A 25,592-nucleotide genomic window follows, 5' to 3' on the forward strand; every position below is an offset into this window, starting at 1 on the left:
ATGAATCTTTCCGCAACTCTGCTTCTCGCCTTCGGCATGTCCATGGACGCATTCGCGGCTTCCATCGGCAAAGGCGCCACACTCCATAAACCCAAATTTTCTGAAGCGCTGCGCACGGGGCTGATCTTTGGCGTTATCGAAGCGATTACACCACTGGTTGGCTGGTTGCTCGGCCTTCTCGCTACACAGTTTGTGCTGACCTGGAACCACTGGATAGCGTTTGTACTGCTGGTGTTTCTTGGGGGCAGAATGATTATTGAAGGCGTGCGCGGCTGTGAGGAAGCATCCGAGAAAATTCGCCGTCACAGCTTCTGGTTGCTGGTGACTACCGCATTTGCCACCAGCCTTGACGCGATGGCAGTTGGCGTCGGACTCGCCTTTCTGCAGGTAGATATTATTAAAACCGCGCTCGCCATCGGCTGCGCCACGCTGATCATGTCAACGCTCGGTATGATGGTAGGCCGCTTTATCGGCCCGCTGCTTGGCAAGCGGGCGGAAATTCTGGGCGGTGTCGTGCTTATCGGTATCGGCTGCCAGATCCTCTGGAGCCATTTCGCGGGTTAAGCCTCGCGCTGCCAGACGCGCAGGCAAAAATCGGTTTCACAGTCAAACGCCGTTTGTTCTTTTAGCGCCGCCCATACTTCCGGGCGGGCGCGCCAGGCGAAAGGCGTCATCTGTAAAAGCGTCGTCGCCTCTTCGCCATTCAGGCACATCTCATAACGTAATGCCTGTTCTTCGGCGAGCGTAAAGCCGGGCAGCGATTCTTCATTCGGCGCATGCAGCCGCACTTCATCATAAATAAGCCCTTTGAGCTGGATAAGATGACGCGGGCCAGGCGTGACGGTCACCACCACGCCACCGGGTTTGACCACACGCGCCAGCTCTTCGGCCTTGCAGGGCGCGTAAATGCGTACCACCGCATCGAAAAAGGCATCCGCAAACGGCAACCGGTGGCTGGAGGCGACGCAAAACGAGATATCCGTATAACGCTTCGCGGCAAAACGGATGGCGCTTTTTGATACATCAAGCCCAAAACTCTGCCCGCCGTGGGTGGTCGTGAGCGCGGCAAACGCGCTGGTGTAATACCCTTCTCCGCAGCCAATATCCAGCAGCGTGGCACCGCTTTTCGGCAGGCGCTCATTCAACAATTGTGTGGTTCTCTCGCGAAGCGGCGCGTAGTGACCGGCATCGAGAAACGCGCGGCGCGCCTGCATCATTTCGATACTGTCGCCCGGATCCCGCGAGCGCTTATGCTGCACCGCAAGAAGATTCACGTACCCTTCCTTTGCAATATCGAACTGATGATGACTGGCACAGCGAAAGCTGTTGGCCTGCGGCTCCAGCGGCAAATGGCAAAGGGGGCAGATAAAAGACATGCGGACTCCGAAACAGCGCAAAACGCGAAGTGTAACGTGAATCGGCAGTCGGGGAAACGCTGATGCGCCTCAGACATGAAAAAGCCCCGCCAGTGGGCGGGGCTTTAAAATAGCTGGCCGGTGAAACAAGGCACCGGGTCAGTTTAAGTGCGATTAGATAGCAACTACGTTAACAGCTGCCGGACCTTTCTGGCCGTCCTGAATCTCGAACTCAACGTTCTGGCCTTCGGCCAGAGTTTTGAAACCATTACCCTGGATTGCAGAGAAGTGTACGAACACATCTTTGCTGCCGTCAGCAGGAGTAATGAAGCCAAAACCTTTAGATTCGTTGAACCACTTAACTTGACCTTTAATCTTTGCCATTTCGCAAATTCCTTCAATTGTTTTGTTCGCCCGCGGGCGCTGACTTAGATAAAACTGAGACATTACTGCTTGAGGCACTAAAATAAGGTTCGGCAGAGAAGCGGTATTCAACGACAACGTGTTTACTCAGGACTTCTTTACTGAAAATGCCACACATAAACAGAACTGTACCTCGTTTAACCCAAAACTTGTTATCACACACAACGTAAACAATGGCAAGCCATTTTTATACGCTGCACGATCTGCCGCACAGATTCCTCAACAGAACGCTATGTCCCTGACAATAAAGCACAGAATGGACCCGCGAAGCCCTGTAAGGGTTAACTCGCCGCCCGGTTCTGGTATAAAGCCAGAATGCACTTTTTAACAGTAGCTCAATAACTTCGGTTCGTCCAGGCGACGCGGGAAAGCACAGGCATTATTTTTCGCGCTGTTATTATTTCTGCAAAAGCTTATTCATAAATGTGGTTAAACTTCATTTTAACGAGGCTTTATTACAGCCTGAAGGCAGTAAATAATGTACAAATCAAAAGAAATTGTACAAGCCAATTTTCCCCTGCACCAAAATAATGACATTTTAATGAAAGTTGCCTCAAAAAGAGGCAGCGGGAATAAGCAAAGCGTTTAATAAATCATCCTGACAGAAGCAAATATAACCAGTCAGATATATTCTTAATCAGCGTTTATTTGCAGCCAGCGATAAATATTGCCCAATACGGCGCGGCGCAAACATATCCGCTTGTTCGCCACGTTCAGCAAGCGCGTTTATCAGCTCGGCAGGCGGCGTATCCAGCGATTCATCAGCCAGTTCAAAAACGCCCCAATGTATAGGAATGGCAAGAGGGCGACCTGTATCCTGCCAGAGTCCGACCGCCTGTTGCGGATCCATATGATGCGGCGCCATAAACCAGCGCGGCGCGTAGGCACCAATGGGAATGGCCGCGCCCGTGAGCGGCCCGAGGCGGCGCGGGATTTCAAGCAGTTCAGGCGTATAACCGCTGTCACCGCTAAACCAGAAACGCTGCGTAGCGCTTTCAATCACCCAGCCGCACCATAGCGAGCGGTTTCGGTCCCACGGTGTGCGCATGCTCCAGTGCTGTGCCGGAACGGCAGTGATGTTCAGCCCTTCCAGCGACTGAGTGCCCCACCAGTCAAGTTCTGTGACGTTGCGGATGCCGCGTTTCACAAACCACGCCTTCAGCCCCAATGGCACAAAAAACGCCGCATCAGGAAAACGTTTCGCAAGGCGGCGGACCGTGCTGTTGTCCAGATGATCGTAATGATTATGGGAAATTAGCACCGCGTCGATGCGCGGCAGGCGGGCAAGCTCCAGCGGTAGCGGCGTTTTACGAACGGGGCCATAGAAATTCACTGGCGAAGCCCGGCGGGAGAAAAGCGGATCGGTGAGCAAATAGCGACCGTTAAGACGCAGCAGCAGCGTGGCATGGCCGAGCCACCAGACGCCGTCTTCGTCGCCGTCAATAACTGCAGGTTGCCACCACTGGCGGATAAACGCGTCGTACCCGCCTGCAGGCGGATGCGGCAGCCCCTGCGCTTTACGTTCGTTCTGCCAGCGGCGCAAATCGCCGGGCTGATGCCCGACTTCACGCGTGTTGCAAAACCCGTCCGGGCGGTGATGCGCTTTTGTAGGGTCGTACCACGGGTTCTTCCAGACCATGCCCATCACCTCCGGGGCGTTGATGGTTAACGTTCAGCCACAAGGCGGACGAAACCGTCATCGTCATCCTGCGTTGCGTCAGCAGATGCGGCAGGCGTCTGCGCCTCCGGCTCGTTCGCCTCACACAGGCGACGCAACAGTGCGGTCTGACGCTTTTCCTGTTCAAGCAGCGCTTCCAGCAGTTCGACCTGCTGGTTTGCGCGCACGCTTGCGCGATTGATAAAGAACCAAGCCACCAGCGCCACGATGGCACCAAAGAGAGAAATCGCCAGGGAGGCGAAATTTAAAGCACCAGAATTGATAATGTCGTTCATGCTAACCACCTCAGGGAAACGCGCTATCTTACCACCGCGGCGGCGCAAGGGCATCGCCTGAGTGACGCGTTACCAGGGAATGAACTTATTGATGGTACAAATGCCGCTGAAAAACTGAACGTCCTGATCGCACATCACATTGAGCGTCTGCATCCACAACAATAAACAGGCCACCAGCACGGCCAGCAAAATAGCCCATCTGAATTTTTTCACTACCTTCTCCGTTACGGCATCTACGGGGCCAAATTATCACGGAAACCTTAAACCAAATATCACTGTAACGTTAACTCACGGAATACGGAATCCTCTCCTTGTAACGCAGCGGCAGCCACGGCAGGCTGTACGCCTGAACGTTAACAAACGGAGCCGTAATGCGCTATTTGATTCGTATTGCCGCACTTTTAGTGGTGGCCTGGGTTGCGCTGCTTTTCAGCGGTTATGGGATATTAATTGGTAGCCACGAGAACGCTGCAGGACTGGGATTACAGTGTCGCTACCTGACGGCAAGACAGGTAGTGAGCACACAGTTCATTCATTCTGACAGCGGACTTATCGGCATTACCGCCTGTCCGGTACTGCGCAAAAGCGAAACCGTCGTGGACAACGGTTAATCAGATGCAGTAAAAAGCCGCAGGCTCGCTGCGGCTTTTTCATCAGAACGAGTCTGTCAGAACGGATAATTGTTATACCCCATCTGTGCGGAAATTTTCCGCGCGGCGGTATGCAGGATCTCAACATACTCGTGCAGGCGTTCTTCGGAGAAACGCAGCGTCGGGAAAGAGATACTCAGCCCCGCGATAACCACGCCAAAGCGGTCGAATACAGGCACCGCGATGCAGCGCAGCCCTTCTTCCTGCTCTTCGTTATCTTCGCCGTATCCCTGCTCGCGAACCTGATCCAGTACCGGCAGCAGCGCGTCGGTAGAGACAATAGTGCGATCGGTACTACGCTTATACTCGACGCCTTCGAGGATCTGTCGAACTTCATCGCGGTCGCGCCAGGCCAGCAGCACTTTACCGATAGCGGTACTGTAGAGCGGGTTACGACGGCCGATGCGCGAATACATGCGCAGGTTATACATCGAGTCGATTTTATGGATGTAGACAATGCTGTCTTCATCCAGCGCGCCCAGGTGAATGGTCTCTTTTGTCAGGCGCGACAGTTCGCGCATCTGGATATCTGCGCTACGGATAAGATCGACATTCTGCAATGCGCGCGCGCCAAGCTCAAAGAGCTTGAGTGTCAGAGAATATTTTTCCGACTCGCCTTCCTGAGCCACATAACCCAGTGATTTCATCGTCTGCAAAAAGCGGTAAACGGTGCTTTTTGACATCATGACGCGCTGCGACAATTCGGTGATACCAATTTCGCGCTCTTCACCCAACGCCTGCAAGATACCAAAGACCTTGAGCACCGAAGAGACGGAGTCAGGCTGTTTATCTAATTCTGCGATTGCCATTGATCACCTCGATCGCATTTGTTTTATAAAAATCAGAACCGGTTTTTATTATAAATTCCGCGCGCCGGTGCCGCAATGAATCTATGTGCGCACATGATAAATCTGCGACATCCAACCGCATTGGGCCGCAGGATATATCTTTCGCACCAGATCAAACGCTTAAGATGAATGTACCACTCGCAAGCGCCCTGCCCGCACGGCCAAAAAAAAGCGCGCCACGAGGCGCGCTTTCGTCTTTATCGCTTACGCAATTATTTCAGGTATTCGCCGCTACGCAGCGCTTCGATACGTTTATCGAGCGGCGGGTGCGTCATGAACAGTTCACTCAGCGATTTTGATTTACCATTGATGCAGAACGCCATCATGCTGCTCGCTTCCTGCGGCTCATAGCTGGTTTTCAGGCGCTGGAGTGCGGCGATCATTTTCTCGCGGCCTACCAGTTTCGCGGAGCCTGCGTCAGCGTGGAATTCACGGTAGCGCGAGAACCACATGGTAATAATGCTCGCGAGGATACCGAAGACCAGTTCCAGCACGGTTGCAACAGCGAAATAAATCAGCGGGTTACCGTTGCTCTCTTCGCCTTCATCGCGGTTGCCGCCGAGGAAACCGGCCGCCACCTGCGCAATGATGCGCGAAATAAAAATCACGAAGGTGTTTACCACGCCCTGAATCAAGGTCATGGTGACCATGTCGCCGTTGGCGATATGGCTAATCTCGTGCGCGATAACCGCTTCCGCTTCATCACGGCTCATGTTCTGCAACAGGCCGGTACTTACCGCTACCAGCGAGGCATCGCGGCGCGCGCCTGTTGCGAAGGCGTTGATATCCGGCGCGTGATAGATAGCCACCTGCGGCATCGCGATACCCGCCTGGCGCGACTGCTGCGCCACGGTATCCATCAGCCAGCGTTCTGTTTCATTACGCGGCGCTTCGATAACTTCACCACCCACCGATTTCAGCGCCATCCATTTGGACATCAGCAGCGAAACGATCGAGCCGCCAAAACCAAACAGCAGCGCCATGATCAGAAGGCCCGTCACGCTGCTTGACTGGATCCCTGTCAGGCTGAGCACCAGACCGAACACCACCATAACGGCCAGGTTAGTCAACAGGAAAAGCGCAATTCGCATCATAATTTTCTTTTTACCTCGGTTTCACAATACGCATTATGCGATTACACACATCGTAGGGGCGCGCGCGCCGTTTTCAAGCATCAACGGCTGGCAAGTCCCTAAAAATACGAAACTTTACATTTTGTAGCATTTCACTGACGGGGGATTAACACGACATAAAAAACCGGCGCCTCAGAGGACGCCGGTTGGGGATTTTATTTCTGAGAGTCAGCGGGCTGCGCCGTTTTCTCTTTGGTCATCTTCGCCAGGTCAAGAGCGATATGCACCGTTTCATCAAGATACGGATCGGGCTCCTGATAATCCTTCGGCAGATCCTCAAGCTTCGCCAGCGGCGGTTTGCCGGCACGCTTCAGACGGTCGTTAATACGCGCCAGTCGGGTTGCGTCATCCTCATGGTTCTCTTTTTCACGCTGAGCAAGGTTAAGCGACACAATGTTGCGCTTATCTTTCATCGCGTTATAACGAGCAATATCCTTGATGATGTACTGGAACTCCGGATCTTTCGCGATACGGTCGTTGTGATCTTTCAAAAGCTCAGGGCCGAACGGCTTCAGGTCGCCAGATTTTTCATACGTGGCGGCGTTGATGCTATCCCACGGCAGCGCGTTATCCTCGAATTTCTCGCCGGTTTCCGTCTCTTCATTGCCGGTTGGCATGATGATATCTGGCGTGACCCCTTTACGCTGGGTACTGCCGCCATTGACGCGGTAGAATTTCTGGATGGTGTACTGCACGGAACCCAGCGCTGGCCATTCCGGGCGCAGCATCTGATCGTAAATACGGTTCAGTGAACGGTACTGCTGCACGGTGCCTTTCCCGAAGGTTGGCTCGCCGACAATCAGCGCACGGCCGTAATCCTGCATGGCGGCAGCGAAAATCTCAGACGCCGAGGCGCTGAAACGGTCGACCATCACCACCAGCGGGCCTTTGTAATAGACCACACCGTCGGTATCGCGATCTTCACGGACCTTGCCGTTGTTATCACGCACCTGCACGACCGGGCCGGACGGAATAAACAGACCGGAGAGCGATACCGCTTCCGTCAACGCACCGCCGCCATTGGAACGCAGATCGATGATAACGCCCGCGACGTTCTGCTTCTCAAGCTTCTGGAGCTGCACTTTCACGTCATCGGTCAGGCCAACGTAGAAGCCAGGTATATCCAGCACGCCGATTTTTTCTTTACCGACATTTTTCACCGACATCTTCACGGCGCGATCTTCAAGACGAATGCGCTCGCGCGTCAGCGTCACGATGCGGGTTTTGGTACCTTTACCGGCAGGCAAAATTTCAAGACGCACTTTGCTGCCCTTCGGCCCTTTGATGAGCGCGACGACGTCATCAAGACGCCAGCCGATCACATCCTGCATCTGCTGGCCCACCTGGCCTACACCGACGATGCGATCGCCAACGCTAATCGCCTTGCTTTTGGCCGCCGGGCCGCCCGCCACCATAGAATTAATGACGGTATAGTCATCATCCATTTGCAGAACGGCACCAATGCCCTCAAGCGAGAGGCTCATTTCGGTGTTGAACTGCTCGGTGCTGCGCGGTGAGAGATAGTTGGTATGCGGGTCGATTTCGTGCGCGAAGGCGGTCATCGCCAGCGAGAACACATCTTCGCTGTTGGTTTGCGCCAGGCGGCGAATCGCGAATTTATAACGCTTGGTCAGCGTTTCGCGGATTTCCGCGTCGGTTTTACCGGTCAGCTTCAGGCTCAGCTCGTCATATTTGACTTTGCCATCCCAGAGCTTATTCAGCTCCGCCTCGCTGGAAGGCCAGGGCGCCTTGCTGCGATCGATATCAAACGTATCGTTACCGGTAAAATCCATCGGTCTTTCCAGCACTTTCAGCGCGTACTGATAACGCTCGAAACGGCGCTGCTGTGCCAGATTATAGAGATCGTAAAACACATCGAGCTTGCCGCTACGCAGTTCATCGCCAATCTCCCCTTTTTTCTTCGCGAATTTTTCGATGTCGCTCGCCAGCAGCACGTTATGGCTGTAATCGAGCAGATTGAGGTAGCGATCGAAGATTTTGGCGGAGAAGGCTTCGTTAAGATCGAACTGACGATAGTGAGAACGGGTGAACCGTGAGGTCACCCGCTCGCTAACGGTGGCATGCTGCGGTTCTTCTTTGAGAACCGGGATCTGGTCAGGACGGGTAATGTCATCCACGGCCAACGCCTGACCCGCCATCAGCAGCAGGCCGGCGACGGCGGTAAGCTTAAAAAAAGTGTTCATGCCCTGGTTGACCTCCGTTTCAGAACACTAAATGTTCTGCGCGTACAATCATCGACATACCAGAAGTCAGCTGTACACGGACGCCATCTTTGGTAATTTCCTGCACGGTGGCGTCCATCGCGTTATTGCCTGCTTTGACCTTGATGGCTTGGCCGACGCTGAGCGCCGTAATGTCAGACACCGGAGTATGGCGCTCTTCGCGCGCAGGGCGCGATGGTTTGGCGGCAGCGGCAGGTTTCGCAGCGCGCGGTTTACGCTCGGCGTTGTCCTTGCGGCGCGGAGCCGGACGCGGCTTACGTTCGCGACGCTCTGCGCCGCTCTCTTCGCCTTCAGCGCCAGCTGCTTCGCGTTTTTTCGCCTGCTGTTCGGCGCGCTGCGCCTGAACGCGGGCTTTCGCTTCTTCAAGCTGCTTGCGGGCGTGTTCTACGTGCTGTTCTTCCAGAACGCCGCACGGGTTGCCGTCGAGATCGACACGCGTGGCACCGGGTTTGATGCCGTAAAGATAGCGCCAGCTCGACGTATAAAGACGTAATGCGGAACGAAGTTGCGTTTTGCTGAGGTTCATTTCGCCCTCAACACGCTCTACCAGATCCTGAAAAATGCCGATCTTCAGAGGACGCGCTTCGCCTTCAGCACTGAAACACTGCGGAAAACGTTCGGCCAGAAAGGCGATAACTTCTTTACTGCTATTCAACTTAGGTTGATTTTCCATGAAATTTCCTGATTACAACGGATGTTGCCAACAAGCCGCAGGCATGAACAGGCGTCATTATAATGACGCCATCGGTAAATGCCACGTTATCCGTTGCTTATCATGCGACTGGCGCAAAGAATTTTTTAAAGTCGGTGGCGGCGATAACGGCTTCAAGCTGTTCCACGAGGGTACGCAGCCCCTGCTCGTCGTCGGCATCGAAGCGGTTAAAGACGGTACTGTCGATGTCCAGCACGCCGATAATTTCGCCGTCCGCGCGCAGCGGCAGTACGATTTCGGCGTTGCTGGACGCATCGCAGGCGATGTGGCCGTCGAACGCATGCACATCATCCACGCGCTGCACTTCGCCAGTCGCGACCGCCGTACCGCAGACGCCGCGGCCGTAAGGAATACGCACGCAGGCGATTTTGCCCTGGAACGGCCCAAGCACCAGCGTTTTGTCTTCCAGCAGGTAGAAACCTGCCCAGTTCACGCCTTCAAGGCGCTCGAACAGCAGCGCGCTGGTATTCGCGAGCGTCGCGAGAAAACTGGTTTCCCCTGCCATAAGGGAGTGAAAATCGCGATTGAGTTCCGCGTAAAATTGTGTTTTGTTCATTAATCCGATCGCTTTGTTGTCTTACTTACTCTGCCAGCCTACTAAAATAAGCATTAAATGCGCTCATGCTCAAGATTAATCATTTCATGAGTTACGATAACAGAATCATATAAAAACATGCTTCGCACATGGCACTCAAAACTCAACAGATTTCTCCTGGCAAAAAACTGAACATTCACGCCATCGGCGAGCCGTTGCCGATGGCACATTATCAGCGTTGTCCGCAATGCGATATCCTTTTTATGCTGCCTGTGGTGAAGTCTAACCAGACCGCGCACTGCCCGCGCTGCGACGCGAAAATTCGCGACGGTCGCGACTGGTCGCTTACCCGGCTGGCGGCGATGGCCATCACCATGCTGCTGCTGATGCCGTTCGCCTATAGCGAACCGCTGCTGCGCCTGTACCTGCTTGGCACACGCATCGACGCCAACCTTTTCCAGGGCATTTGGCAGATGACGCGCCAGGGCGATACGATCACCGCCGCTATGGTGCTGTTTTGCTCGGTAGGTGCGCCCGCGACGCTGGTCGCCGCCATCGCCTATCTCTGGTTTGGCAATATTCTGGGTATGAACCTGCGTCCGGTGTTGCTGATGCTGGAGCGGCTGCGCGAATGGGTGATGCTCGATATCTATCTGGTGGGCATCGGCGTCGCGTCCATCAAAGTACGCGAATACGCCTGGCTTGAGCCGGGCATCGGGCTTCTGGCATTTGTGGCGCTGGTGGTGTTAAGCGTACTGACGCTGATCCATCTCAATGTTGAAGAGCTGTGGGAGCGCTTTTATCCCCAACGCCCTGCCACGCGCTATCACGAGGATCTGCGCGTCTGTCTCGGCTGTCACTACACCGGCGTGCCGGATAACCGCGGGCGCTGTTCGCGCTGCCATATTCCGCTACGCCGCCGCCGTCGGCAGAGCTTGCAAAAATGCTGGGCGGCGCTCATCGCCTCAATGGTGTTTCTGCTGCCTGCCAACCTGCTGCCTATCTCGATTATCTATATCAACGGTTCGCGCCAGGAAGATACGATCATGTCAGGGATAATCTCACTGGCGCAGAGCAATATCCTGGTGGCGGGCGTCGTGTTCGTTGCAAGTATTCTGGTGCCGTTCACCAAAGTGCTGGTGCTGCTGACGCTGCTGGTCAGTATTCATTTTAAATGTCAGCAGGGGCTGCGCGCGCGCATTCTGATGTTACGTCTGGTGGCCTGGATTGGCCGCTGGTCAATGCTCGATCTGTTTGTGATTTCTCTTACGATGTCGCTGGTCAACCGTGACCAGCTGTTGTCGTTTGTCATGGGGCCGGCGGCGTTTTATTTCGGCGCGTCGGTGATTTTGACTATTCTTGCTGTTGAATGGCTGGACAGCCGCTTACTTTGGGACGCACATGAGTCAGGAAACGCCCGCTTCACAGACTGAAGCGCGAATTAAAACAAAACGTCGCATCTCTCCGTTCTGGATCCTGCCCGTTATCGCATTGCTGATAGCGGGCTGGCTTATCTGGACCACGTATGAAGAGCGAGGCACCACCGTCACTATCGACTTTATGTCCGCCGACGGGATCGTCGCCGGGCGCACGCCGGTGCGCTATCAGGGCGTCGAAGTCGGCACCGTACAGGATATTCGCCTGAGCGAAGATCTGAATAAAATCGAGGTGACGGTCAGTATCAAGAATGACATGAAAGACGCCCTGCGCGACCAGACGCAGTTCTGGCTCGTGACGCCGAAAGCCTCGCTGGCAGGCGTTTCCGGGCTGGACGCGCTGGTGGGCGGTAACTATATCGGCATGATGCCGGGCGAAGGCGAGCCGCGCGACCACTTTCGGGCGCTTGATACACAGCCGAAATACCGCCTCAATACCGGCGAGCTGATGATTCATCTGCACGCCCCGGATCTTGGTTCGCTGAACAGCGGGTCGCTGGTCTATTACCGCAAAATCCCGGTTGGCCGGGTGTATGACTACTCCATTAACACCGATAAACAGGGCGTCACTATCGACGTTATCATTGAGCGGCGTTTCACCAATCTGGTGAAAAAAGGCAGCCGCTTCTGGAACGTCTCCGGCGTGAAAACCAACATTGGGCTGAGCGGTGCCAAAGTGGAGCTGGAGAGCCTGGCGGCGCTGGTCAACGGGGCTATCGCCTTTGACTCGCCCGCGGATTCCGCACATGCCGACCAGAACGACACCTTCGGCCTGTATGAAGATCTCGCCCACAGCCAGCGCGGCGTACTGGTGAAGCTCGATCTCCCCGGCGGTCAGGGGCTCAAAGAGAACTCCACGCCGCTCATGTATCAGGGGCTTGAGGTGGGTACGCTCACCAAACTTAATCTCAATCCTGGCGGCGCCGTCACCGGCGAGCTGACGGTCGACCCGAGCGTCGTGAATCTGCTGCGTGACGGTACGCGCATTGAGATGCACAGCCCGAAACTCTCGCTCAATAACCCTGAAATCAGCACGCTGCTGACCGGCAGTACGCTTGAGCTGGTGCCGGGCGAAGGCCAGCCGCGCAACCATTTCGTTGTCCTGCCGGATGACAAAACGCCGCTGCAAAAGCCGGGCGTGCTGACGCTGACGCTGAACGCGCCGGAGAGCTACGGCATCGACGCCGGCCAGCCGGTCATTCTGCACGGCATTCAGATAGGCCAGGTGCTGGAGCGCTCGCTTAACGCCAAAGGCGTCAGTTTCGCCGTGGCGATTGACCCGCAGTACCGCGAGCTGCTCAAAGGCGACAGCAAATTCGTCGTCAACAGCCGCGTGGATGTGAAGGTCGGTCTCGATGGCGTTGAGTTTCTCGGTGCCAGCGCCAGCGAATGGCTGAGCGGCGGCATCCGCGTGCTGCCGGGCGATAAAGGCGAGATGAAAAACGAATACCCGCTGTACGCCAATCTGGAAAAAGCGGTGGAAAACAGCTTAAGCGACATGCCGACCACGACGCTGACGCTGACCGCCGAAAGCCTGCCGGACGTTCAGGCCGGTTCCGTGGTGCTGTACCGTAAATTTGAAGTGGGTGAAGTCATCACCGTTCGGCCACGCGCCAACGCGTTTGACATCGAAGTGCATATCAAGCCGGAGTATCGCAAGCTGCTTACGCCAAACAGCGTCTTTTGGGCCGAAGGCGGCGCGAAAGTGCAGCTCAACGGTAGCGGGCTGACGGTGCAGGCCTCCCCGCTCTCCCGCGCGCTGAAAGGTGCCATCAGTTTCGATAATCTCAACGGTGCGGGTGCCGGTCTTGGCGAAAAAGACAAGCGCACGCTCTATCCATCAGAAACCGCCGCCCGCGCGGTGGGCAGCCAGATCACGCTGCACGCGTTTGATGCCGGCAAGCTGGCGCCGGACATGCCGATTCGCTATCTCGGCATCAATATCGGCCAGATCGAATCGCTCAAACTCATCACCGATCGCAACGAAGTGCAGGCGACGGCGGTGCTCTATCCGGAATATGTGAATACTTTTGCGCGCGCGGGTTCGCGGTTCTCCGTGGTGACGCCGCAAATTTCGGCGGCAGGCGTTGAGAATCTCGATACCATCCTGCAACCCTATATCAACGTGGAGCCGGGGCGCGGACCGGGGCGTCGCAGCTTTGAGCTACAGGAAGCAACTATCACCGATTCCCGCTACCTCGACGGCCTGAGCATTATTGTTGAAGCGCCGGAGGCCGGGTCGCTGAATATCGGCACGCCGGTGCTCTTCCGCGGCATCGAAGTGGGCACAGTGACGGGGATGTCGCTTGGCAGCATGTCCGATCGCGTGATGGTCGCGATGCGCATCAGTAAGCGCTATCAGCATCTGGTGCGCGAGAACTCGGTCTTCTGGCTCGCCTCGGGCTACAGCCTGAACTTCGGCCTGGTGGGCGGCGTGGTGAAAACCGGTACGTTTAACCAGTTCATCCGCGGCGGTATTGCGTTCGCCACGCCACCGGAAACGCCGCTCGCGCCGAAAGCGCAGCCCGGCAAGCACTTCCTGTTGCAGGACAGTGAGCCGAAAGAGTGGCGTCAGTGGGGCACTGCCCTTCCCCGTTAACGCCTGCGCCCCGGTGTCACGCCGGGGCGTTTGTGTTACACTTCGCGCCCTCTTTTTCTGCCCGCTGAGGTGTCGCCGTGGCGCAATTCGGTTCTGTCTGCCTTCCTGAAGCTTTTCTTGATGTTATGCGTGAAGCGATGCCCGCCGGGCTTGCGATGGACGATTTCATCGCCGCCTGCCAGCGCCCGCTGCGTCGCAGCATTCGCGTCAACACGCTGAAAATCAGCGTTGCAGACTTCCTTGCGCAGGTCGCGCCCTACGGCTGGCAGTTAACGCCCGTGCCGTGGTGCCCGGAAGGTTTCTGGATCGAGCGCGATGACGAAGACGCGTTGCCGCTTGGCAGCACCGCCGAGCACTTAAGCGGCCAGTTTTATATTCAGGAAGCGAGCTCCATGCTGCCGGTAGCGGCGCTGTTCGCCGATGGCAACACGCCTGCGCGCGTGATGGATGTTGCGGCGGCACCCGGCTCAAAAACGACCCAGATAGCCGCGCTGATGCAAAACCAGGGCTTTATTCTCGCCAACGAATATTCCGCCAGCCGCGTCAAGGTATTGCACGCGAATATCAGCCGCTGCGGCATTCACAACGTCGGCCTGACTCATTTTGACGGTCGCGTTTTTGGTGCCGCGCTGCCGGAGCAGTTTGACGCCATTTTGCTGGATGCGCCCTGCTCCGGCGAAGGCGTGGTGAGAAAAGATCCGGACGCGCTGCGCAACTGGTCGCCGCAGAGCAATCAGGAAATCGCCGCCACCCAGCGCGAACTTATCGACAGCGCTTTTCATGCGCTCGCTCCTGGCGGCACGCTGGTGTACTCCACGTGCACGCTGAACCGCGAAGAGAACCAGGAGACGGTGCGCTGGCTGCTGGCGCGCTACCCGCAGGCGGTGGAAGTGCTCTCGCTTGAAGCCCTCTTCCCCGGTGCCGATGCGGCGCTGACCAAAGAAGGCTTTCTGCATGTCTTTCCGCAGATTTACGACTGCGAAGGCTTTTTTGTCGCGCGTCTGCGTAAAACCGCGAGCGTCGAGCCGCTGCCCGCGCCGACCTACAAGGTAGGCGCATTCCCGTTTACGCCGCTGAAAACCCGCGAAGCGCAGGCCGTCATCGCCGCCGCCAGAAAAGTCGGCCTCGAATGGGACGAGACGCTTGAGCTATGGCAACGCGATAAAGAGATCTGGCTTTTCCCACAGGCTTTTACGCCGTTCATCGGCAAGGTGCGGTTCTCCCGCACTGGCATTCGTCTGGCTGAGATCCATAATAAAGGGTACCGCTGGCAGCACGAAGCCGTCGTCGCGCTGGCCGGAAGCGATAATCCGCTCGGCTTTGAGTTGTCTGCCGAAGAGGCTCAGGAGTGGTATCGCGGACGCGATGTCTGGCCGCAGACGGTGCCGGATGTCGATGACGTGATTGTCACTTTCCAGCATCAGCCGCTGGGTCTGGCGAAAAAAGTAGGCAGCCGACTGAAGAACAGTTATCCGCGCGAGCTGGTGCGCGACGGGGTTCTGTTCAGCGCGCCGGTTTAAGGCGCGCAAAAAAACACCAACGCATTTTTTGGCATTTCTTGCGCTTTTGACTACGCTTAACGGTGGGGCCTGACTGGTCATACCACCTGTGTACTGTCTGAGGGAGAACGTTATGTCAAAAACCAGCGTAAAAATCGGCACTTTCGAGATAGATGATGCAGAGCTGCACGGCGACTCACCTGGCGAGCGTAAGCTGAGCATTCCCTGCAAATCAGATCCGGATCTCTGCATGCAGCTTGATGCCTGGGACGCCGAAACCAGCATTCCTGCCGTGCTCAACGGCGAACACTCCGTGCTCTACCGCGAACATTACGACCAACAAGCTGATGCCTGGATCATGCGCCTTGCCTGATTCAAAAAGAACCCGTCGCTGAAGGCGGGTTATTTATTTACACGTCCCGATTCAGAACCTTCGGTTTTCCCTTCCCCCTCGCTTCTCCTACACTTATGACAAACGTTGTCACACAGAGGACGCCATGTTCGCTCTGGTTTTATTTGTTTGTTATCTGGATGGCGGTTGCGATGACATCGTCGTGGATGTGTTTAATACGGAACAGCAATGTCTGAAAGTGATGGATGAACAGCGGATGCGCCACGGGGGCTGCTACCCCGTTGAAGACTTTATCGATGGCTTCTGGCGCCCGGCGCGGGAGTACAGCGATTTCTGATCACTGCACGCGTACCAGCGTAAGCGTATGACCAAAGACCGCGCCGGTATCGATGTAATGCAGGTTCCCGCACGTGAGCGGCTCGCGCAGCGGCGTGTGGCCAAAATAGCACGCGTCCGCGCCCTCAATGTGCTCCGCTTTACCTGCCGATACCCGGTTTACTCTCGCCCGGCTCCACACCACCGCCTGTTCATCGAGCGGCTGACCCCAAACGTAGCGCGACGCCGGATAATCGGCGTGCGCCACCACTATCACCCTGTCATGACTTTGTACCTCAATGACCAGCGGCAGTTCACTCACTCTGACAAATTGCGCCTGCGCCTCGTGCTTCTCCTTTTCAGAAAGCCCGAAATACCAGCTTCCGCCGTTCATTGCCCATAACGCGTTGTCGCCGGATTCCAGCGCCTCGACTGCCATCGCCTCATGATTGCCGCGCACCGCGAAAAACCAGCGTTTGCCGATAAGCCGCAGGCAGCCCAGGCTATCCGGGCCGCGATCGATTAAATCACCGACAGAAATCAACGCGTCGACGCGCGGGTCGAAACGCTCGCGCTTCAGGGCGCTGACCAGCGCCTCCAGACAACCGTGCAGATCGCCCACAATAAAGATATGCCGCCACGCCGCGCCGTCGATTCGCTGATACATCGCCTGCCCCTCTGGTTATCAGCCAAGTATAGCGCTGCATGGCATAGTGTAATGCGCAGTGCGCCTTGCCAGGCGATGCGCTCGCGTGGGTGTTTGTCAGCAACCATTGTGTCAAGCATAAGTATGTTGTAACTAAAAAAGAGATGAATGGCAGCGTTTATCTCGTTAATGCGTAAAGAGACGCTTACCCGGCTAAGGATGTTCTATGCTTAAAGCAAGCAACGTCGGGAGGTGTCCTGTGACCATTTTTACTCACGAAGCTATCGTCAGTTTTATCGGCTGTGTTGTGGCGGCTATTTTTATGCTCTGGTTGTTTGGCCGCAAACACGATAAATAGGCATGTTTGCGCAGGCCGGTTTACCACAGCCCTATAACGGAAGAGGCGCCGGCCAGTTCACGCAGCGCGTCGAGCGTCAGCAGGAGACCAAAAACATAGATAAACGGATTCATCGGGATTAACTCCTTGTTTTCCTGCTTTTACTATACTTCATCCCTTAGCCTGCTACCGGTTCGCCTTTACAAATCCACCAGATTTAGTGGGCGGAATTTCTGTTCACATAAGGAAGGGATGGTCGGTTCGTTCGCGAAAGAACGGTATGACCTTAATCATCATGAATTCATGATCCAGAGATAATCCTGACTGATATTGAGAAGAGAGCAGAAAATAACAAGCATAACCAGAGCGTGAATAAACGTTATGCTGAAGGCTTGACGCGAAGTCATTAACTGGCGGCACCCGGTTATAGGATGTCGCCTCAGAAACCCCGTCGAATAATACGATGCGAGTACGCTCATTCAGAGATCGTACTCAGCAATTATTTGTTCTACCTGATGATTTCCCTTATATTTTTTCTTTAGTTGCTCTTGTTGCTGACGCGCCGCTGTACAATATTTATCTACGCCTGCCTCAATTTCCTTTTGGCGGCTTTTAGGTAACGTGCTGTCCCACTCACCAGCAAAGTGCTGGCATTCATCAGCGTTATCCTGAAAAGCTTTCACATCAGGCTGTACGGGTTCAGCCTGTACTGCGGTACATCCTTCTATCAGCAAAAAAGCGACGACCATCATCATTATTTTTTTCATGTTATCTCCCATCAGATGACCAGTGAGGCTTGTCCCGAGCACCACCATGATATTTTATCACGTTATAATTTCTGCCTACCTGATGGAGTTCTGTATTCATTCCATCTCGCGGCGGTGTCCTGATAATGACAGCGTTATTATTTTTATCGATGATATGCAGATCGCCTGACCACGAAATGTTCATATCAATCGCATTCCCCTCAGTATGACGGCTTTGTAACGCCGGAGCCACATGCAACCCACTCATACCATAGGCCGCGACCATCGCATTCGCTTCACGCAAACTCTTAGCGTCATTGCCATGATCCCATTCAATATCAACGCCAGCCATTGGGGGTACATCGGAAGCTTTGACCAGTCCCCGGCTAATTTTCCAGCACCAGTGCATCAGATAAGCTCTTTCTGGTGGGCGAAGCGTAGCGGCTATAGTTACTACTGCTCCAGCTTGCCGCAAGGCGGCCAAAAATTGTTCAACATTGGTTCTGAATGGATAGCTTAACGTTTCAGTGGAAGCACTACCCTGAAATTTATTAACCCAAGCTGCTCCGCTTAACTCCTTCATTTCATTCTCCTTTTTTGGCACCCCTCTGATAAAAGAAGGCAGTATATGCTAATTAAATCCCCCAGAAATGAACAGCGACTCACCCCCCCTAAAAATAGTACAACCTATTGGATCAAAAAGACTTGAAAACCACTTTCGATCCCTTCAGACCTGTCTGAATCAATAATATTTAAATAAAAGGGTATTTATTAAGGATGATTTAGTTTATTACTTATAAACGAAGGATAAAAAAAGACCGAATACGATTCCTGTATTCGGTCCAGGGAAATGGCTCTTGGGAGAGAGCCGTGCGCTAAAAGTTGGCATTAATGCAGGCTCAGTCGCCTTGCCTTTTAAGAATAGATGACGACACCAGCTTTTCCAGTTTGCGGCTAAAGTCGCAGCAAAAAGCGGTCAGAACGTCATAAAAAAGAAAAACCGCAACGCGCCCTGGCGGGCTGTTGCGGTTTTTTTATGCGTGACGGGAAATTAGCAGAGTTTTTGTGCGCGCTCGATAAACGGCGCCAGGCTCATCTTCTGCCCCGGATGCGCCGGGTCATCAATCTGGATGACCGAGATCGGCTGGCCGGTGACTTTGCCCTGCGCCAGCTGTTTTTCAGCCACGTCATTGAGCGGATACTGCATCAGCGTGCTGGGGTTAATCGCAAACAGCGCATCGCCCGGACGGCACGCGAGCATCACTTCTTCACGGTTGAACGCCCATTTGTCTTTGCCGATTTCATAACGGCTTACCGTAATAATCTGCGGCGCGGCGAGAGCCATGCCGGAACAGGAGAGCATCAGCAGCGCAAGCAGCGATTTCTTCATTATTTTCTCACCAGTTAGAAAGGTTCCCAGGTGGCGAACAGGCTGACGCTTAACAACACCAGCGCACCGAGCGCCACTTCCAGTTTTGTCATCAGGATAAACCGGCGCTGCGCCGTCGCCTGACGTGAAAATTTCGGCACCAGAACATAACGGTTAATCAGCGCGATGACCACCATCACCGCCACCAGCGCGATTTTCAGCGCCAGCAGACGCACATACCCGCTATGTAACGGCCATGCTATGCCGAGGATCAGTACGCTGTTAACGATGCCTGTCGCGATGACACCGGCTACCGCGATGTGTCCGTAGCGCGAAAAGCGCATCATGGCGGTAATGGCGTCGGCGCGCCATGTGACCTCTTTCGCCATGCGCATCAGCATCAAGAGCGGTACGAGACCGCCGAACCACCAGGCCGCACACAGCACATGCAGCGCATAGCCAATCCGCTGGAGCGCGCCGGTCAGCCCTTCGTGCATCGCGCCATGCCCGACGCCCGCGAGCAACACGAGCTGCACGCAAAACAGTAGCAGTAACAGGCCGCCGCGCCGTAATGCCAGCCCGAGACACGGCAGCGTCACCAGCGCCAGCAGGATTTGCCAGAGCCACACCGCGCCAAAGCGCGTCGATAACATCGCCTGCCAGACAGCCGGGCGCAGGCTGTCGGCCGCGCCATCGCCCATTAGCCCCGCCTGCACCGCGAAAATCGCCACGGCGCTAATAGCCGTCGCCAGCGCAGCGCAGCGCCAGAGCGTACGCAGACGCTGCGCCAGCGGTTCTGCGAGCGCGGGAGGTGCCAGCCACGTGCAGAACAGCGCGCCGCCCGCGCCGAGCATCAGCGCGGCGACATGGACAAAACGCAGCGCGACATAAACGCTTTCCAGCACGACGTTACTTCACGCTAAACCGGTAGCTGCCTTTGGTTTTATGGCCATCCACCGACACCACGTGCCACTGTACCTGGTACTCACCGCTCGCAAGGGGTGCAGCAAGCGGTGCCACCAGCTGTTTATCATCATTCGGCGCGCGTTTGACCGCGCTGGTAGCCATTTTTTTGCCGTTCGGGCCGGTCAGCGTCACGCCGCTGAACGCAGGCTCAATGCCTTCGGAAAAGGTTAAGGTCAGCGCTTCGGGCGAGGCGTCAACCGTCGCGTTCGCGGCAGGCTGCTGGGCTTTCAGATGCGCATGCGCCCAGACGGCAGGCGTGGTCATGACGGCGGCGACCAGCGCCAGCGCACGGCAAAAACGTGCGGTAAACAGTGCCATATCAGTCATTCCTTTTTATTATAAATCAGGCGCAAGAATACCTTCGCGCTGATGGCAAGTCGAGCCGGGAAGGCACATCCCGCCACATAAGGCTTGTCATCCGGCGCGCGGCGCAGTACCTTCACGGCGATTAACAGGAGCACACCATGAACCAGAACCTTGCCCTTCTTCCGCAGGAAGAGATGGATAAAGTGAACGTCGATCTGGCGGCGTCCGGCGTGGCGTTTAAAGAGCGCTACAACATGCCGGTTATCGCCGAAGCCGTAGAGCGCGAACAGCCTGAGCATCTGCGCGACTGGTTTCGCGAGCGTCTTATCGCGCATCGTCTGGCGTCGGTGAATCTCTCCCGCCTGCCTTACGAGCCTAAAATGAAATAATGGCTTTCTGCCTTGCCCGCCGGTCCATCTGACAACGGCGGGCGTCTGTTTTTCCTTCCGGCGGAGCGCATATGCTACGGATTATTGATACCGAAACCTGCGGACTGCAGGGCGGCGTTGTCGAAGTGGCGTCGGTGGACATCATCGACGGCGCGATAGTCAACCCGATGAGCGATCTGGTGCGCCCGGACCGCCCTATCAGCCATCAGGCGATGGCGATACATAAAATTACCGAGGCGATGGTCGCGGATAAACCCTATATCGAAGAGGTGATCCCGCGCTACCACGGCAGCCAATGGTATGTGGCGCATAACGCCAGCTTTGACCGCAAAGTACTGCCCGAAATGCCGGGCGAGTGGATCTGCACCGTCAAGCTGGCGCGCCGCCTGTGGCCAGGCATTCGCTACAGCAATATGGGGCTGTATAAATCGCTTAAGCTACAGGTGGAAACGCCTGAAGGACTGCATCATCACCGCGCGCTGTTCGACTGCTACATCACCGCGGCGCTGCTGCTGGAGATAATGAAAGTCTCCGGATGGACGCCGGAAGAGATGGTCAATATCACCGGCCGCCCGCAGCTTATCGCCACGCTGCCGTTTGGCAAATACCGCGGCGAGCCGGTGGCCGATATCGCCGGGCGCGATCCGGGGTATCTGCGCTGGATGCTCAATAACGTCAAACAGCTCAACCCCGATTTACGTCTGACGTTAAAGCACTACCTCGATAACGATTAATCCGCGAGCTGGTCTGGCGGCAGCGTGCCCTGGGCCAGTCCAATCAGAAACGCGTATTCCATCGCCACGCCCTCGTACGATTTAAAACGCCCCGATTTCCCGCCGTGACCGGAATCCATATCGGTACAAAGCAGCAGCAAATTGTCATCGGTTTTAAGCTCACGCAGTTTCGCCACCCATTTTGCCGGTTCCCAGTATTGCACCTGCGAATCGTGCAGGCCGGTGGTCACCAGCAGGTGCGGATAACGCTGCGCGCTCACGCAGTCATAAGGACTGTAGCTTTTCATGTAGAAATAGTATTCCTTGTCCGCCGGGTTGCCCCACTCTTCAAATTCACCGGTGGTCAGCGGAATGGATTCGTCGAGCATGGTGGTGACAACATCGACAAACGGCACCTGCGCAATCACGCCGCGAAAGAGCTCCGGACGCTCGTTAATCGCCGTGCCCATCAGCATCCCGCCTGCGCTGCCGCCCATGCCGAACAGGTACGCCGGATCGCCATAGCCCTGCGCCAGCAGCGCGTCGCACACGTCGAGATAATCGTTGAAGGTATTTTTCTTCTTCAGAAATTTGCCTTCTTCATACCACTGCTGGCCAAGTTCGCCGCCGCCGCGCACATGGGCGATAGCATAGACGAAGCCGCGATCCAGCAGACTCAAACGGCTGGCGCTGAAATCGGCATCGATACAGGTGCCATAAGAGCCGTAACCGTACACCAGCAGCGGGTTTTTCCCTTCGCGGAAATGGTCTTTGTGATAAACAAGCGACACCGGCACTTCGACGCCGTCGCGCGCGGTGATCCACAGGTGTTCGCTCCGGTAGTTGGCTGCGTCAAACCCCGCCACTTCCGTTTGCTTCAGCACACGGCGCTCGCCGGTTTCCATGTTCAGTTCAAAGAGCGTGTCCGGCATCGTCATTGACGAGTAGCCGTAACGCAGCTTGCAGGTTTCCGGCTCCGGGTTGTAGGCAACCCAGGTGACATATGCCGGATCGTCAAAAGCGATGCCCGTAGATTCATGCGTTTTGCGGTTGATTTGCCGCAGGCTGGTGAGGCCGCGCTGGCGCTCCTCTACCACCAGCCAGTCGGCAAACAGCGTAAAGCCCTCCAGCATTACGTTCTCGCGTGCCGGGATTATCTCTTCCCAGCGCGCTTCGTCGCGCACGCGGCTGCGGTACAGGCCGAAGTTTTTCCCGGCGCGGTTGGAGCGGATGTAAAACATATGCTGGAAGTGATCGACGCTGTATTCGTGATCTTTACGGCGCGGCAGAAAGCTTAGCGGCGGCGCGTCCGGGAGATCGGCGTTCACCAGCAGCACTTCTGTCGTGGTGGCGCTGCCGAGGAAAATCAGAATGAAATTCTGCGAGGTGGTTTTGTAGAGGCTGACGTAAAACGTCTCGTCTTTTTCTTCATAAACCAGCTCATCCTGATCGGCGGCGGTGTCGAGGGTGTGCCGCCAGATCTGGTACGGCAGCAGCGTCACCGGATGTTTACGCACGTAATAGAGCGTGCGGGAGTCGTTGGCCCAGACGAAACTCGCGGAGACATTCTCCAGTACTTCCGGGTACCACTGCCCGGTTTCGAGATTGCGAAAGCGCAGCCCGTACTGGCGGCGTGAGAGAAAATCCTCCGCCACCGCCATCACGGTGTTATCTGGCGCAATATCCATCCCACCAAGCGTATAGAATTCGCTGCGGGCGGCGCGTTTATTGCCATCCAGCAGTTCTTCCCAGGCTTCCCACTCGCTAAGGACAACCGACTGGCGCTGGTAGATGGCGTATTCGCAGCCGGTGTCGTAAATCTGCCGGTAGCGATAGCCATTTTTGACGTAAGGTGCCGAGACGTCACGCGGCGGAATACGGCTGACCATTTCAGAGAGCAGCCGCTCTTCCAGCGCGCTCTGCGTGGACATCACGCGTCGCCCGTAGTCATTCTCCTGGCGTAAATAATCCAGCACGTCCGGCTGCGAGCGCGTGTCGTCCCGCAGCCAGTAATAGTTGTCGATGCGGGTGTCGCCATGCTGTGTGATGGCGTAGGGGATCTGTTTCGCTTTCGGTGGCATGTCGCTGTTCTTTTTGTTTAACACCCTGTAAGGGTGGCAAAACCCGCGCGCGTTGCAAGCGAAACATGCGTGTTTATGACATTATCTGCTTATCCCGGCAGCGCTTTTTTCTCCTGCTGGATGTCGCGCTCAATCTCCTCACGCACCTCCTGCGGGATTTTAAGAGCGTCGCCAAGCGCCTGCAGATAGCTGCGCTCCATAAAGTGATCGATGTCTATTGCGGCACAGCTCAGGAAATAGAGCTCCAGCGCTTCTTCTTCGTTTTTCACGTCGGCGGCAAGGCGCATCGGGTCGAGCGGCTGATTAATCGCCTGTTCCACCAGCACGCGCCCCTGCTCTTCGATGCCCGCTTCGCGTAGCTGACGCTCAATGGCCGCACGCTCACTGTCATCGATATGCCCGTCGCTTTTGGCGGCGAAGACCAGCGCCAGCACAAGACGCTCGGCGCGGCGATCCAGCGGCGTCTGCTGTTGCCCGTATTGCGGCTCATCCTGGTGCGCCGCGCGGATTTTATCTTTGTACTTGTTCCACAGCACCGTGCCCGCCACGGCTCCGCCGCCCACCAGCAGCGCGCCGCCGCCATATTTCGCGAGCAGCTTGCGCGACGATTTACTGGCGACCAGTAAGCCCGCGAGACCGCCGAGCGCGCCAGGGGTTATCAGGCTGCTCAACCCTTTAGAGCGCAACGCGTCCTGAATACCCGGTTTACCGGATGACATGCCGCCGCTCTGCCCCAGCATCGACTGAAGCTGTGTTAACCAGTTGCTCATTATGTTCCTCTGCGCTGATGAGTCATAACCCAAGCGTAAGCGAGCGGACGTCAAGATGTGTCGGGGAACCGCAAGGAAGGGAAAAGACGCGGCCCCGGAAAGGGCCGCAGAGGATCAGTGCTGGTAATGCGCCTCGCCTGCCGCGCAGTCGACCATCACTTTATAGTGAATGTCGGTATTTTTACCGCGCACGGTCAGCGGAACAGTCCATTTATCGTCTTTGCCGACGATCTCTTTACTGTTGATCCAGGCGACCGGATCGGCCTGCCCTAACGTTTTCTGGTCGTCCGCCCATTTCACGATACGGTTTTGCAGATAGTCGCGCTTCACGCTCGCGGCAATGCCTTCCGCCGTCATCGCTTCGCATTTAGGGAAATGCACCTTACGCGGATCGTCAGCGTGTACGGCGCTTGCCGCGGTGAGTAACAAAAAAGAAATCAGGGCTCCTGCTGCTTTTTTCATCGTACTTCTCCGAAGACGGGTGATGAAAAAAGCCTGGTACAAAACCAGCGAAGCGCAAGCGAACCACACAAAAGGAAGGGATTAAACGAAGGGGAATATCAGCAGAAGAGCAAAAAGCGTTGCGTTATATATCCTGGACCGCAGACCGCAGACCGCAGACCGCAGACCGCAGACCGCAGACCGCAGACCGCAGACCGCAGACCGCAGACCGCAGACCGCAGGAAAATATAACAGAGAGGAATTCGCCTGTAGCCACAGCGCCCGCATTTTGCGAACGCAGCATACGCCACTGGTGCGCCAAAGCGGCACCGCAGGAAACCGCAGGAAACCGCACCGCTGGCGAGGTAAACCCGCCAGCGACACAGAGAGAAAGCTATCAGGCCGCTTTGGTGCGTTTACGCGCGCTGTGCAGCGCGACGGTGCCCTCTTCGCTTTCAGCTGATTCTTCAGTCGAAGCCTCGGCTGTGCCGTCAGTCTGCTCGCTGGTTTCCTGCGGCAGACGACCGGTGCGCACGATGGTGCTGAGGTTGTCTTTCTGCTCCGCCATCCACAACGCCAGTTGCTCAACCTGACCTTCCGCAAAACCGACAGGCGCCTGACCCAACCAGCCTTCCAGCGCTTCGGCTAAATCCAGCATTTTGTCCCAGGCGTCGGCTTCCTTCTTACTGGCAAATGACATTTTTTCCACACCCTCACGGATTACGACGTATTTGATTTCTACCGCCATGTTGCAACTCCCGTTACTGTATTTATA

General features: G+C 55.8%; 31 protein-coding genes. 9 read left to right on the forward strand and 22 right to left on the reverse strand.

All coding sequences use genetic code 11. The features are described 5' to 3' along the window. Complete coding sequence (mntP, locus tag ACUW6V_RS02635; RefSeq protein WP_012124489.1) at positions 1 to 564, forward strand: manganese efflux pump MntP; 564 nt, start codon at positions 1 to 3, stop codon at positions 562 to 564. On the opposite strand, the gene rlmA is transcribed toward mntP, so the two are convergent. The 6 genes from rlmA to mgrB all read right to left on the reverse strand — a co-directional run bounded on the left by rlmA (position 561) and on the right by mgrB (position 3,944). Next, positions 561 to 1,376 carry a 23S rRNA (guanine(745)-N(1))-methyltransferase gene (gene rlmA, locus ACUW6V_RS02640; protein WP_012124488.1) on the reverse strand — a complete coding sequence of 272 codons (816 nt, stop codon included), beginning with the start codon at positions 1,374 to 1,376 and terminating at the stop codon, positions 561 to 563. The genes mntP and rlmA overlap by 4 nt on opposite strands. Positions 1,377 to 1,529: 153 nt before the next feature. Continuing rightward, complete coding sequence (gene cspE, locus ACUW6V_RS02645; RefSeq protein ID WP_004386688.1) at positions 1,530 to 1,739, reverse strand: transcription antiterminator/RNA stability regulator CspE; 210 nt, start codon at positions 1,737 to 1,739, stop codon at positions 1,530 to 1,532. A 13-nt stretch (positions 1,740 to 1,752) separates the two neighbouring features. After that, on the reverse strand, positions 1,753 to 1,896 hold the full coding sequence (locus ACUW6V_RS02650; protein WP_007698789.1) for a DUF2627 domain-containing protein: 144 nt from the start codon (positions 1,894 to 1,896) through the stop codon (positions 1,753 to 1,755). 519 nt (positions 1,897 to 2,415) lie between these two features. Continuing rightward, positions 2,416 to 3,423 carry an MBL fold metallo-hydrolase gene (locus ACUW6V_RS02655; RefSeq protein WP_454037967.1) on the reverse strand — a complete coding sequence of 336 codons (1,008 nt, stop codon included), beginning with the start codon at positions 3,421 to 3,423 and terminating at the stop codon, positions 2,416 to 2,418. Between the two features lie 20 nt (positions 3,424 to 3,443). Next, positions 3,444 to 3,731, reverse strand: a complete 288-nt coding sequence (locus ACUW6V_RS02660) for a YebO family protein (RefSeq protein WP_085046838.1) — start codon at positions 3,729 to 3,731, stop codon at positions 3,444 to 3,446. Positions 3,732 to 3,800: 69 nt separating this feature from the next. Continuing rightward, a complete protein-coding gene (gene mgrB / locus ACUW6V_RS02665) occupies positions 3,801 to 3,944 on the reverse strand; it encodes a PhoP/PhoQ regulator MgrB (protein WP_004386685.1) in 144 nt (47 codons plus the stop codon). A 158-nt stretch (positions 3,945 to 4,102) separates the two neighbouring features. Between mgrB and ACUW6V_RS02670 the strand changes: the two genes are divergently transcribed. Then, complete coding sequence (locus tag ACUW6V_RS02670; RefSeq protein ID WP_004386684.1) at positions 4,103 to 4,342, forward strand: YobH family protein; 240 nt, start codon at positions 4,103 to 4,105, stop codon at positions 4,340 to 4,342. Between the two features lie 56 nt (positions 4,343 to 4,398). Here ACUW6V_RS02670 and kdgR read toward each other — a convergent pair whose 3' ends face one another. The 5 genes from kdgR to ACUW6V_RS02695 all read right to left on the reverse strand — a co-directional run bounded on the left by kdgR (position 4,399) and on the right by ACUW6V_RS02695 (position 9,873). Further along, positions 4,399 to 5,190: a DNA-binding transcriptional regulator KdgR gene (kdgR, locus tag ACUW6V_RS02675; RefSeq protein WP_014728651.1), complete on the reverse strand. Its 792-nt coding sequence runs from the start codon at positions 5,188 to 5,190 to the stop codon at positions 4,399 to 4,401. Between the two features lie 251 nt (positions 5,191 to 5,441). Continuing rightward, complete coding sequence (gene htpX / locus ACUW6V_RS02680) at positions 5,442 to 6,323, reverse strand: protease HtpX (RefSeq protein WP_004386682.1); 882 nt, start codon at positions 6,321 to 6,323, stop codon at positions 5,442 to 5,444. A gap of 194 nt (positions 6,324 to 6,517) precedes the next feature. Then, the gene (gene prc, locus ACUW6V_RS02685; protein ID WP_007868584.1) at positions 6,518 to 8,566 is read right to left on the reverse strand and encodes a carboxy terminal-processing peptidase; all 2,049 of its coding nucleotides are present in this window, start codon (positions 8,564 to 8,566) and stop codon (positions 6,518 to 6,520) included. Positions 8,567 to 8,585: 19 nt separating this feature from the next. Beyond that, positions 8,586 to 9,278: an RNA chaperone ProQ gene (gene proQ / locus ACUW6V_RS02690; RefSeq protein WP_007868587.1), complete on the reverse strand. Its 693-nt coding sequence runs from the start codon at positions 9,276 to 9,278 to the stop codon at positions 8,586 to 8,588. Positions 9,279 to 9,378: 100 nt separating this feature from the next. Next, complete coding sequence (locus tag ACUW6V_RS02695) at positions 9,379 to 9,873, reverse strand: GAF domain-containing protein (protein WP_004386680.1); 495 nt, start codon at positions 9,871 to 9,873, stop codon at positions 9,379 to 9,381. A gap of 128 nt (positions 9,874 to 10,001) precedes the next feature. Here ACUW6V_RS02695 and yebS point away from each other — a divergent pair, with 128 nt between their 5' ends. The 5 genes from yebS to ACUW6V_RS02720 all read left to right on the forward strand — a co-directional run bounded on the left by yebS (position 10,002) and on the right by ACUW6V_RS02720 (position 16,075). Further along, positions 10,002 to 11,285 (forward strand): membrane integrity lipid transport subunit YebS, encoded by a 1,284-nt coding sequence (gene yebS, locus ACUW6V_RS02700; protein WP_004386679.1) that lies wholly within the window; start codon positions 10,002 to 10,004, stop codon positions 11,283 to 11,285. Further along, positions 11,254 to 13,887 (forward strand): PqiB family protein, encoded by a 2,634-nt coding sequence (locus ACUW6V_RS02705; protein WP_007868599.1) that lies wholly within the window; start codon positions 11,254 to 11,256, stop codon positions 13,885 to 13,887. The genes yebS and ACUW6V_RS02705 overlap by 32 nt, the downstream gene beginning before the upstream one ends. Positions 13,888 to 14,012: 125 nt before the next feature. After that, positions 14,013 to 15,407: a 16S rRNA (cytosine(1407)-C(5))-methyltransferase RsmF gene (rsmF, locus tag ACUW6V_RS02710; protein WP_454038054.1), complete on the forward strand. Its 1,395-nt coding sequence runs from the start codon at positions 14,013 to 14,015 to the stop codon at positions 15,405 to 15,407. Between the two features lie 112 nt (positions 15,408 to 15,519). Next, positions 15,520 to 15,759 (forward strand): YebV family protein, encoded by a 240-nt coding sequence (locus ACUW6V_RS02715; protein ID WP_004386676.1) that lies wholly within the window; start codon positions 15,520 to 15,522, stop codon positions 15,757 to 15,759. A gap of 124 nt (positions 15,760 to 15,883) precedes the next feature. Next, positions 15,884 to 16,075: a YdfD/YebW family protein gene (locus ACUW6V_RS02720; protein ID WP_004386675.1), complete on the forward strand. Its 192-nt coding sequence runs from the start codon at positions 15,884 to 15,886 to the stop codon at positions 16,073 to 16,075. Here ACUW6V_RS02720 and ACUW6V_RS02725 read toward each other — a convergent pair whose 3' ends face one another. From ACUW6V_RS02725 to yobA, 7 genes are all read right to left on the reverse strand, one after another. Beyond that, positions 16,076 to 16,720 (reverse strand): metallophosphoesterase, encoded by a 645-nt coding sequence (locus ACUW6V_RS02725; RefSeq protein ID WP_454037968.1) that lies wholly within the window; start codon positions 16,718 to 16,720, stop codon positions 16,076 to 16,078. 357 nt (positions 16,721 to 17,077) lie between these two features. Then, entirely contained in the window at positions 17,078 to 17,170 is a 93-nt protein-coding gene (locus ACUW6V_RS02730) for a KPN_01571 family protein (RefSeq protein WP_012124476.1), read from the reverse strand. Positions 17,171 to 17,515: 345 nt separating this feature from the next. Continuing rightward, entirely contained in the window at positions 17,516 to 17,851 is a 336-nt protein-coding gene (locus ACUW6V_RS02735; RefSeq protein WP_004386671.1) for a hypothetical protein, read from the reverse strand. Next, the gene (locus ACUW6V_RS02740; protein WP_032989333.1) at positions 17,805 to 18,365 is read right to left on the reverse strand and encodes a hypothetical protein; all 561 of its coding nucleotides are present in this window, start codon (positions 18,363 to 18,365) and stop codon (positions 17,805 to 17,807) included. Before ACUW6V_RS02740 ends, ACUW6V_RS02735 begins: the two co-directional genes overlap by 47 nt. Before the next feature lie 468 nt (positions 18,366 to 18,833). Beyond that, positions 18,834 to 19,172 (reverse strand): YebY family protein, encoded by a 339-nt coding sequence (locus ACUW6V_RS02745; RefSeq protein WP_004386669.1) that lies wholly within the window; start codon positions 19,170 to 19,172, stop codon positions 18,834 to 18,836. 14 nt (positions 19,173 to 19,186) lie between these two features. Then, on the reverse strand, positions 19,187 to 20,056 hold the full coding sequence (gene copD, locus ACUW6V_RS02750) for a copper homeostasis membrane protein CopD (RefSeq protein WP_454037969.1): 870 nt from the start codon (positions 20,054 to 20,056) through the stop codon (positions 19,187 to 19,189). A 4-nt stretch (positions 20,057 to 20,060) separates the two neighbouring features. Next, complete coding sequence (gene yobA / locus ACUW6V_RS02755; protein ID WP_014728643.1) at positions 20,061 to 20,435, reverse strand: CopC domain-containing protein YobA; 375 nt, start codon at positions 20,433 to 20,435, stop codon at positions 20,061 to 20,063. Positions 20,436 to 20,581: 146 nt separating this feature from the next. On the opposite strand from yobA, the gene ACUW6V_RS02760 reads away from it, so the two are divergent. Beyond that, positions 20,582 to 20,812 (forward strand): DNA polymerase III subunit theta, encoded by a 231-nt coding sequence (locus ACUW6V_RS02760; RefSeq protein WP_007698883.1) that lies wholly within the window; start codon positions 20,582 to 20,584, stop codon positions 20,810 to 20,812. Positions 20,813 to 20,883: 71 nt separating this feature from the next. After that, on the forward strand, positions 20,884 to 21,546 hold the full coding sequence (gene exoX / locus ACUW6V_RS02765) for an exodeoxyribonuclease X (protein ID WP_007775901.1): 663 nt from the start codon (positions 20,884 to 20,886) through the stop codon (positions 21,544 to 21,546). On the opposite strand, the gene ptrB is transcribed toward exoX, so the two are convergent. The 4 genes from ptrB to ACUW6V_RS02785 all read right to left on the reverse strand — a co-directional run bounded on the left by ptrB (position 21,543) and on the right by ACUW6V_RS02785 (position 25,565). Then, positions 21,543 to 23,606 (reverse strand): oligopeptidase B, encoded by a 2,064-nt coding sequence (ptrB, locus tag ACUW6V_RS02770; RefSeq protein ID WP_080320613.1) that lies wholly within the window; start codon positions 23,604 to 23,606, stop codon positions 21,543 to 21,545. The genes exoX and ptrB overlap by 4 nt on opposite strands. Before the next feature lie 89 nt (positions 23,607 to 23,695). Then, positions 23,696 to 24,376 carry a tellurite resistance TerB family protein gene (locus tag ACUW6V_RS02775; protein ID WP_012124466.1) on the reverse strand — a complete coding sequence of 227 codons (681 nt, stop codon included), beginning with the start codon at positions 24,374 to 24,376 and terminating at the stop codon, positions 23,696 to 23,698. Between the two features lie 114 nt (positions 24,377 to 24,490). After that, positions 24,491 to 24,838 (reverse strand): protein YebF, encoded by a 348-nt coding sequence (gene yebF / locus ACUW6V_RS02780; RefSeq protein WP_007900694.1) that lies wholly within the window; start codon positions 24,836 to 24,838, stop codon positions 24,491 to 24,493. A 376-nt stretch (positions 24,839 to 25,214) separates the two neighbouring features. After that, positions 25,215 to 25,565, reverse strand: coding sequence for a YebG family protein (locus ACUW6V_RS02785; RefSeq protein WP_004386660.1), 351 nt, complete (start codon positions 25,563 to 25,565; stop codon positions 25,215 to 25,217). Positions 25,566 to 25,592 lie beyond the last annotated feature (27 nt).

This window comes from Cronobacter sp. 153480017-3 (assembly GCF_053627815.1).

Excerpts from the sequence above, each read along its gene's own strand:
- mntP (WP_012124489.1), top strand. The coding sequence starts at position 1 with ATGAATCTTTCCGCAACTCTGCTTCTCGCCTTCGGCATGTCCATGGAC.
- rlmA (WP_012124488.1), bottom strand. The coding sequence starts at position 1,376 with ATGTCTTTTATCTGCCCCCTTTGCCATTTGCCGCTGGAGCCGCAGGCC.
- cspE (WP_004386688.1), bottom strand. The coding sequence starts at position 1,739 with ATGGCAAAGATTAAAGGTCAAGTTAAGTGGTTCAACGAATCTAAAGGT.
- ACUW6V_RS02650 (WP_007698789.1), bottom strand. The coding sequence starts at position 1,896 with ATGTGTGGCATTTTCAGTAAAGAAGTCCTGAGTAAACACGTTGTCGTT.
- ACUW6V_RS02655 (WP_454037967.1), bottom strand. The coding sequence starts at position 3,423 with ATGGGCATGGTCTGGAAGAACCCGTGGTACGACCCTACAAAAGCGCAT.
- ACUW6V_RS02660 (WP_085046838.1), bottom strand. The coding sequence starts at position 3,731 with ATGAACGACATTATCAATTCTGGTGCTTTAAATTTCGCCTCCCTGGCG.
- ACUW6V_RS02670 (WP_004386684.1), top strand. The coding sequence starts at position 4,103 with ATGCGCTATTTGATTCGTATTGCCGCACTTTTAGTGGTGGCCTGGGTT.
- kdgR (WP_014728651.1), bottom strand. The coding sequence starts at position 5,190 with ATGGCAATCGCAGAATTAGATAAACAGCCTGACTCCGTCTCTTCGGTG.
- htpX (WP_004386682.1), bottom strand. The coding sequence starts at position 6,323 with ATGATGCGAATTGCGCTTTTCCTGTTGACTAACCTGGCCGTTATGGTG.
- prc (WP_007868584.1), bottom strand. The coding sequence starts at position 8,566 with ATGAACACTTTTTTTAAGCTTACCGCCGTCGCCGGCCTGCTGCTGATG.
- proQ (WP_007868587.1), bottom strand. The coding sequence starts at position 9,278 with ATGGAAAATCAACCTAAGTTGAATAGCAGTAAAGAAGTTATCGCCTTT.
- ACUW6V_RS02695 (WP_004386680.1), bottom strand. The coding sequence starts at position 9,873 with ATGAACAAAACACAATTTTACGCGGAACTCAATCGCGATTTTCACTCC.
- yebS (WP_004386679.1), top strand. The coding sequence starts at position 10,002 with ATGGCACTCAAAACTCAACAGATTTCTCCTGGCAAAAAACTGAACATT.
- ACUW6V_RS02705 (WP_007868599.1), top strand. The coding sequence starts at position 11,254 with ATGAGTCAGGAAACGCCCGCTTCACAGACTGAAGCGCGAATTAAAACA.
- rsmF (WP_454038054.1), top strand. The coding sequence starts at position 14,013 with ATGCGTGAAGCGATGCCCGCCGGGCTTGCGATGGACGATTTCATCGCC.
- ACUW6V_RS02715 (WP_004386676.1), top strand. The coding sequence starts at position 15,520 with ATGTCAAAAACCAGCGTAAAAATCGGCACTTTCGAGATAGATGATGCA.
- ACUW6V_RS02720 (WP_004386675.1), top strand. The coding sequence starts at position 15,884 with ATGTTCGCTCTGGTTTTATTTGTTTGTTATCTGGATGGCGGTTGCGAT.
- ACUW6V_RS02725 (WP_454037968.1), bottom strand. The coding sequence starts at position 16,720 with ATGTATCAGCGAATCGACGGCGCGGCGTGGCGGCATATCTTTATTGTG.
- ACUW6V_RS02730 (WP_012124476.1), bottom strand. The coding sequence starts at position 17,170 with ATGAATCCGTTTATCTATGTTTTTGGTCTCCTGCTGACGCTCGACGCG.
- ACUW6V_RS02735 (WP_004386671.1), bottom strand. The coding sequence starts at position 17,851 with ATGGTGGTGCTCGGGACAAGCCTCACTGGTCATCTGATGGGAGATAAC.
- ACUW6V_RS02740 (WP_032989333.1), bottom strand. The coding sequence starts at position 18,365 with ATGAAGGAGTTAAGCGGAGCAGCTTGGGTTAATAAATTTCAGGGTAGT.
- ACUW6V_RS02745 (WP_004386669.1), bottom strand. The coding sequence starts at position 19,172 with ATGAAGAAATCGCTGCTTGCGCTGCTGATGCTCTCCTGTTCCGGCATG.
- yobA (WP_014728643.1), bottom strand. The coding sequence starts at position 20,435 with ATGGCACTGTTTACCGCACGTTTTTGCCGTGCGCTGGCGCTGGTCGCC.
- ACUW6V_RS02760 (WP_007698883.1), top strand. The coding sequence starts at position 20,582 with ATGAACCAGAACCTTGCCCTTCTTCCGCAGGAAGAGATGGATAAAGTG.
- exoX (WP_007775901.1), top strand. The coding sequence starts at position 20,884 with ATGCTACGGATTATTGATACCGAAACCTGCGGACTGCAGGGCGGCGTT.
- ptrB (WP_080320613.1), bottom strand. The coding sequence starts at position 23,606 with ATGCCACCGAAAGCGAAACAGATCCCCTACGCCATCACACAGCATGGC.
- ACUW6V_RS02775 (WP_012124466.1), bottom strand. The coding sequence starts at position 24,376 with ATGAGCAACTGGTTAACACAGCTTCAGTCGATGCTGGGGCAGAGCGGC.
- yebF (WP_007900694.1), bottom strand. The coding sequence starts at position 24,838 with ATGAAAAAAGCAGCAGGAGCCCTGATTTCTTTTTTGTTACTCACCGCG.
- ACUW6V_RS02785 (WP_004386660.1), bottom strand. The coding sequence starts at position 25,565 with ATGGCGGTAGAAATCAAATACGTCGTAATCCGTGAGGGTGTGGAAAAA.